The 6,980-nt window shown below is 72.9% G+C and carries 9 protein-coding genes; all 9 read left to right on the top strand.

Translation table 11 applies throughout. The features are described 5' to 3' along the window. The coding region (locus ACFVWU_RS43835; protein ID WP_387632093.1) for a divalent metal cation transporter at positions 1–905 on the top strand (905 nt) is incomplete at its 5' end. Positions 906–1,009: 104 nt separating this feature from the next. Continuing rightward, positions 1,010–1,297: a hypothetical protein gene (locus tag ACFVWU_RS43830; RefSeq protein ID WP_387632090.1), complete on the top strand. Its 288-nt coding sequence runs from the start codon at positions 1,010–1,012 to the stop codon at positions 1,295–1,297. 72 nt (positions 1,298–1,369) lie between these two features. Next, complete coding sequence (locus ACFVWU_RS43825) at positions 1,370–1,618, top strand: hypothetical protein (RefSeq protein ID WP_387632088.1); 249 nt, start codon at positions 1,370–1,372, stop codon at positions 1,616–1,618. A 46-nt stretch (positions 1,619–1,664) separates the two neighbouring features. Further along, positions 1,665–2,096: a winged helix-turn-helix domain-containing protein gene (locus ACFVWU_RS43820; RefSeq protein ID WP_387632086.1), complete on the top strand. Its 432-nt coding sequence runs from the start codon at positions 1,665–1,667 to the stop codon at positions 2,094–2,096. 73 nt (positions 2,097–2,169) lie between these two features. Continuing rightward, positions 2,170–2,661, top strand: coding sequence for a hypothetical protein (locus ACFVWU_RS43815; protein ID WP_387632084.1), 492 nt, complete (start codon positions 2,170–2,172; stop codon positions 2,659–2,661). Further along, positions 2,658–3,026, top strand: coding sequence for a glyoxalase (locus ACFVWU_RS43810; protein ID WP_387632083.1), 369 nt, complete (start codon positions 2,658–2,660; stop codon positions 3,024–3,026). The genes ACFVWU_RS43815 and ACFVWU_RS43810 overlap by 4 nt, the downstream gene beginning before the upstream one ends. An 82-nt stretch (positions 3,027–3,108) precedes the next feature. Beyond that, entirely contained in the window at positions 3,109–4,869 is a 1,761-nt protein-coding gene (locus ACFVWU_RS43805; RefSeq protein WP_387632081.1) for an ABC transporter permease, read from the top strand. A gap of 11 nt (positions 4,870–4,880) precedes the next feature. Next, positions 4,881–6,287 carry a nitrate/sulfonate/bicarbonate ABC transporter ATP-binding protein gene (locus tag ACFVWU_RS43800; protein ID WP_387632078.1) on the top strand — a complete coding sequence of 469 codons (1,407 nt, stop codon included), beginning with the start codon at positions 4,881–4,883 and terminating at the stop codon, positions 6,285–6,287. A gap of 29 nt (positions 6,288–6,316) precedes the next feature. Then, positions 6,317–6,889 carry a nucleoside deaminase gene (locus ACFVWU_RS43795; RefSeq protein ID WP_387632075.1) on the top strand — a complete coding sequence of 191 codons (573 nt, stop codon included), beginning with the start codon at positions 6,317–6,319 and terminating at the stop codon, positions 6,887–6,889. The last annotated feature ends 91 nt before the right edge of the window (positions 6,890–6,980 follow it).

Raw genomic sequence — 6,980 nt, 5'->3', positions numbered from 1 at the left:
TCTTCCAGCAGTCGTACGTCATCGACAAGCGGATCACCCCGCGGTTCATGAAGTACGAGAAGGTCGACCTGTGGATCGGCATCGCGATCGTGATCGTCGGCGCCGCCGCGATGATGGGCTTCACCGCCGCCGCCTTCGCCGGGACCGACGGCTTCGGCCAGTTCTCCGACGCGGCCGCCGTGGCCAGGGGCATCGAGGACAAGGCCGGCCACCTGGCGGGCGTGCTGTTCGCCATCGCGCTGCTGGACGCCTCGATCATCGGCGCCTTCGCGGTGTCGCTGTCCACCGCCTACGCGATCGGCGACGTCTTCGGCATCAAGCACTCGCTGCACCGCGGGGTCAAGGGCGCCAAGGGCTTCTACGGCATCTACGCCGGCCTGGTGGTCGCGGCGGCCGCCATCACCCTGCTGTCCACCGACTACACCCAAGGTCTGATGACCCAGTTCGTCCAGGTGCTCGCCGGCGTGCTGCTGCCCTCCGCCACCGTCTTCCTGCTGCTGCTCTGCAACGACAAGGCCGTGCTCGGCCCGTGGGTCAACGGCCCCAGGACCAACGCCTTCACCGCCGCCGTGGTCGGCGTCCTGGTCACCCTCTCGCTGATCCTCACCGCCGCCGTGGTCTGGCCGGACATCAGCTCGGACGCGATCCTGTGGATCATGGCCGGCTGCGGCGTGGCGGGCGTGCTGGTCGCCGGGTACTTCTTCACCTTCGGCCGCCGGGGCACCAAGGAGGACCCCATCGACCGCACCGGCCGCGAGAACTGGCGGTTGCCCCCGCTGGAGACGCTGGAGAAGCCGGTGATGTCCACCGCCCGCAAGATCGGCATGGGCGCCCTGCGCGCGTACCTGCTGATCGCGATGATCATGGTCATCGTCAAGATCGTCCAGACCGCCATGAACCACTGAGCCGGACGCCGGGGGCGGCGGCGCCCCGAACGACCGCCGCCGCCCCCGGCCCGCCCCGGAACCCTCAACCACCCCGCGCCCGGGGGAAGGAAGGGAGCACGGCCATGCGCACCAACCCCCTGTTCCACCACTGCCCGAGCATCCGACTCGCCCTGCACGACGGCGTCGAGCGCGCCTACCGCCTCGACGACCCCGGCGCCTGCCCCCGTTCGGGCACGCCCAACAGCCCGACCTCCGCGTACGAGCCGCGCGTCCACCTGGCCTACCTGCTGGCCCGCCAGGGGCACCGCCCGGACTGGCTCGCCGCCTTCGCGGACCTCCCGCCGACCGCCGCGCACCGCCTCGCCCACGCCGCCGCCCACCACCGGGCCGCCGCCGCGACCGCAGCCTGAGGTTTCATCAATTCCTGCGCGTGTCAGCGCACTTGCTCATTTTTCATCGTTCCGTCACGGAGGTGACCTGCCATGTCCATCGTTGCCGCGTTCCAGCCCGCCCTTCCGTCCACCGAACCCGGCCGACTGCGCGCCGCCCTCGCCGCGGTGGGCCGACGCCTGGCAGCGAGCCCGCTGGACAACCCCGTCCTGCAGGCCGTCGCCACGTCGGCCGCGACCGTACCGAGCGGCCGCCCGTTGCCGATGCGGTCCAGCTGGCGGACCGTCACCGCCCCGGACGGGACGGCCCGGCTGGAAGCCTCCTGGCACCCGGGCCTCTGACCCACCACTCCCCCGACTCGTCCGACCCGACGAAGGAGCATCCGCCATGGCCGTGCGCTACCCCAGGCTCGACGCCATCTTCTCGGACCACGCCGCCGCCCCCGCCGTCCCGGCCACGGTGCGGCACCTGCGCCCCGCACCGGCCGTCCCGGCCGCCACGCGTCCCGTCATCGGCCCGGACCCCGGACTGGTGGTCGACCCCGATCAGCGCACCGTCACCGTCGACGGCCAGCAGCTCGACCTGCCGTACCTGGAGTTCGAACTGCTCGCGCACCTGGTCGGCAACCCGCTGCGGGTGCACTCCCGCCGCCAGCTGATGGAGACGGTCTGGGGCCGGCCGGACACCGGCGACACCCGCACCATCGCCACCCACATAGCCCGGATCCGCCGCAAGCTCGGCCCCGGCCACCGGGAGGCGATCGCCACCGTCCGGCAGATCGGCTACAAGTACGACCCGCGGCTGGTCCGCGCCGCCTGAAGCCGCTTGAGGTCGTTCGAAGCTGCCCGAACCGGCAGCCGTACCCACCGCACCACCGGAGGAGGACACCGCCATGACCGGAACCGCCCCGTTCGCACGGACCGGCAGAGGGACCGCCCTGTGCGGCGTCCTCCTCCTGCTCGGCCTCCAGACCGTCGCCCTCGCCCTCGCCCCGGCCCCGCTGCGGCCCTTCCTGTCCGGCGTGCTCATCGGCGCCGCGACGGCCGGGCTGCTGCTCGCGCTGCTGCTGGCCCGGAGCCGGCGGCAGGCGGGCCGCCCGCTCGCGGACCGGGCCGCCGCCGGTGAGGACGACACCCAGTGGTTCAGCGCCCGCACGCTGGAAGGCTTCCCGATGGAGCGGGTCCGCCCGCTGCTGCTCGCCCCCGGCGCCCCCGGCCTGAACCGGCTGTACACCGCCTGGGTGTTCGCCACCCACGGGCACGACCCGCAGTGGATCGCCCGCCACCTGGACCTGCCCACCCCGACCGCCCGGCTGCTGGTCGCCGCGGCCCGGCAGCACGCCACGTCCACCCTGACCGCACCGTCCGACAGGAGGCCACAGTGATCACGGCCCTCGACCACGTCCAGCTCTCCGCCCCACCCGGCAGCGAGGCCCTGCTGCGCGCCTTCTACGGCGACGTCCTGCAGATGGCCGAGATCCCCAAGCCCCAGCCGCTCACCGGACGCGGCGGGTGCTGGTTCGCCGCCGACGGCGGCCGGGTGCGGCTCTACCTCGGCATCGAGGAGCGCTTCCGTCCCAGCACCAAGGCCCACCCCGGGATGGCGGTCTGCGAGATCAACGAGTTCGCCGGACGGCTGGCCGAACTCGGCGCCCAGGTGGTCTGGGACGAGAGCCTGCCGCCCCGGCGCCGCTTCTACACCACCGACCCGGTCGGCAACCTGTTGGAGTTCGTCGAGGCTGCGGCCTGACCGGCCGGTCCGGCACCGGTCCATTTGCATACGGACGTCGGCAGGGAGCAGACTGCCCGGGTTTGTGCGCCGGAGGTCCGTCATGTCCTTGCTGAAGTCCGCCCCGGACCTGTCCCGGGGCCCGCTGCCGCCCCGGGCGTTGCGCCGCCGGGCCCGGACCGTCTGGGTGGACGCGGTCGTGGCGGCCGCCGTGCTGGTCCTGCTCTACCTGGCACTGCGGGTGGGGCAGGGCACCACGGTGCGGTTCGCCACCGCCCGGGACGCCACCGTCTCCACCGACCCGTCCCACCTGCCGTACTACGCCGCGCGCTCACTGCTGCGGATGTTCGCCGCGCTCGCCCTCTCGGTCGTCTTCACCTTCGGCTACGCCTACGCCGCCGCCCGCAGCCGCCGGCTGGAACGGGTGCTGATCCCGGCGCTGGACATCCTCCAGTCGGTGCCGGTGCTGGCCTTCCTCACCGTCGCGGTGACCGGCTTCCTCGCCCTGTTCCCCGGCTCCGTGCTGGGCCTGGAGTGCGCCGCCGTGTTCGCCATCTTCACGTCCCAGGCGTGGAACATGACCTTCGGCTTCTACCACTCACTGGTCTCGCTGCCGCGCGAACTCGACGAACTGTCGCGGTCGTTCCGGTGCAGCCGGTGGACGCGGTTCTGGAAGGTGGAACTGCCCTCGGGGATGATCGTCCTGGTCTGGAACGGCATGCTCAGCTTCGGCGGCGGCTGGTTCTTCCTGGTCGCTTCCGAGGCGATCACCGTCGACAACCAGCGGTACGCGCTGCCCGGGGTCGGCTCCTACGCCGGCGCCGCCATCGCCGCCGGGGACCTCGGCAGCGTCGGCTGGGCGATCGCCACCATGGTCGTCCTCGTCGTCGGCGTCAACTTCCTGTTCTGGCGGCCGCTCACCGCCTGGGCCGAACGCTTCCGCAACGAGCAGTCCGAGGCCACCGAGGTGCAGCGCTCCACGGTCCTCGACCTGCTGCGCCGCTCCCACCTGCCCGCCGTGCTCGGCCGGGCGCTGCGCCCCCTCGGACGGGCGCTGAACCGGGCCGGGCGGGTATTCGGCACCGACGACCGCCCGCTCGCCGTCCACCCGGCCTGGCAGCGGGCCGGGGACGTCACCTTCGCCCTGGTCTCCGGCGGCATCGTGCTCTGGGGCCTGGTCGACCTCGGCCGCTACCTCGCCCACCGCACCGGCCTCGGCGTCTTCGGCGAGCCGCTGCTGCTCGGCCTGGCCACCCTGGCCCGGGTGGTCGTGCTGGTCGCGGTGGCCACCGTGGTCTGGGTGCCGGTCGGGGTGAAGATCGGCTTCTCGCCCCGGCTGACCCGGATCGCCCAGCCGCTGGTCCAGATCCTCGCCAGCTTCCCCGCCAACTTCCTCTTCCCGCTGGTGGTCTGGCTGCTGCTGCGCACCGGCCTGTCGATCGACCTCGGCGGCATCCTGCTGATGGCCCTCGGCGCCCAGTGGTACATCCTGTTCAACGCCATCGCCGGCGCCATGGCCATCCCCAGCGACCTGCGCGAGGCCATGGACGACCTCGGCGTGCGCGGCTGGCAGCGCTGGCGGCGGCTGATCATCCCCGGGATCTTCCCGGCGTACGTCACCGGCGGCATCACCGCCTCCGGCGGGGCGTGGAACGCCGCCATCGTCTCCGAGGTGGTCACCTTCGGCGGCACCACCCTGACCGCCACCGGCCTCGGCGCGTACATCGCCCGGGCCACCGAACGCGGCGACCACCCGCACCTGCTCGCCGGGGTGGCGGTGATGAGCCTGTACGTCGTCGCCCTCAACCGCCTGCTCTGGCGCCGGCTGTACCGGCTGGCCGAGCGCCGCTACTCGCTGCAGTGAGGTTCCGTCCGATGCGCTTGCCGTTCCTCCGTCCCGTTGCCGTGGCCGCCCCCGCCACCCCCGCTGCCCCGGCCCCGCCGGTCGACGACGGGATCCTGCTGGAGACCGTCGGCCTCACCAAGGCCTACGCCGGGGCCGACGGCGAACTGCCGGTACTCTCCGGGATCGACCTCACCGTCCGGTCCGGCGAGATCGTCGCCCTGCTCGGCCGCTCCGGCTCCGGCAAGTCCACCTTGCTGCGCTGCCTGGCCGGCCTCCTGCCGCCCACCTCCGGCACGGTCCGCTACCGCGGCACCCCGCTCACCGGCGCCAACCCCGGCACCGCGCTGGTCTTCCAGACCTTCGCCCTGCTGCCCTGGCTGACCGTCCGGCAGAACGTCGAACTCGGTCTGGAGGCGCGCGGGGTGCCGCCCCGCGAACGCGCCCGGGCCGCCGACCAGGCCATCGACCTGATCGGCCTGGCCGGCTTCGAGTCCGCCTACCCCAAGGAGCTCTCCGGCGGCATGCGCCAACGGGTCGGCTTCGCCCGGGCGTTGGTGGTCGAGCCGGACGTGCTGATGATGGACGAGCCGTTCTCCGCGCTCGACGTGCTCACCGCCGAGAACCTGCGCGGCGAACTGATGGAGCTGTGGGACTCCGGCCAGTTCCCCACCCGCGCCGTCGTACTGGTCACCCACAACATCGAGGAGGCGGTCCTGATGGCGGACCGCGTCGTCGTCCTCGGCTCCCGCCCGTACGGCACCATCCGCGAAACCGTCGAGGTCGACCTCGACCGCCCGCGCGACCGCGACTGCGCCGCCTTCGACGAACTGGTCGACCGGGTCTACCGGATCATGACCGGCCGCCCCAAGGAGACCCGCCCGCCCGGCCGCCCCGACCCGGGCCGCCCCGACGCGGACCGCCCCGACCGCCGGACCCTCGCCACCACCCCGCTGCCCACCGCCAGCGTCGACGGCCTCTCCGGCCTCTCCGAGATGATCGCCCACCGCGACGGCCGCTGCGACCTCGCCGACCTCGCCGACGAACTCGGCCTCGACATCGACGACATGCTCCCCCAGGTCGACGCCCTCGACCTGCTCGGCTTCGCCGAGATCCACGGCGACGACCTGCTCCTCACCGAGGACGGCACCGCCTTCGCCCACGCCGACGTCCAGGACTCCCGCGCCCTCTTCGCCGCGGCGGCGGTGGAGGTGCCGCTGGTCAGGCTGATCACCAACAGTCTCCGCGGTGAAGCGGGCGCCACGGTCCGGGCCGGTTTCTTCCGCGATCTGCTCGCCCACCACTACACCAGCGAGCAGGTCGACCGGCAGCTGGAGACGGCGACGGACTGGGGACGCTACGCGGGCCTGTTCGGTTACGACGCGGCCCGGCGGGAGTACCGGCTGGAGGAGGCCTGCCCGGGGACAATGCTGCCGTGACGGCACGGCAACTGGAGAGAGGGCACGGGATGTTGAACAGGCGCGGGTTCCTCGGCTCGGTCGGCGCGGCGGGGTTGGTGGCGTACGCGGCGGCGGGGTCGGCGGCGGGGTCGGTGGCGGACGCCGGGACACCGAGCCACGAGCGGTTCATGGAGCAGGCGATCGAGGAGGGCCGCGGGAACGAGCGCTACCCCTTCGGGGCGGTGATCGTGCGCTCGGGCCGGGTGGTGGCCCGGGGTGTCGCGGCGGCGGGAAGCCCGACGCGACACCGCGGGATCGTCACCCACGACGAGTACGCGCGACCTCTGGGAAGCCCCGACTGGGAGGGCACGACCCTGTACACGACGGCGGAGCCGTGCCCCATGTGCATGAGCGCGTGCGCGTGGGCCGGGATCGGGCGGGTCGTGTGGGGGACGTCGATCGAAGGACTGCGTCGCACCGGCCTGGACCAGATCGACCTGTCCGCCACCGCCGTGGCCGACGCCGCCAAGTCCTTCTACCGCCCGCAGCTGTTGCTGGGCGGGGTGCTCGCCGAGGAGACCGACGCGCTGTTCCGCCGCGCCCGGGCCATCCGCGACGGGGACGGCGAGGAGCAGTCCTAGTGCTGCTCCGCGGAAGTTCGTGGAGGGGTGTTGATTAGATGGCCAGTCCACTGAGGTAGAGGTCGCCCGCGCAGTCGAGGGCTTCTTCCGG

This window comes from Kitasatospora sp. NPDC058190 (assembly GCF_042883685.1).
Taxonomy (GTDB): domain Bacteria; phylum Actinomycetota; class Actinomycetes; order Streptomycetales; family Streptomycetaceae; genus Kitasatospora.
This window is presented reverse-complemented; position numbering and strand designations above follow the sequence as displayed.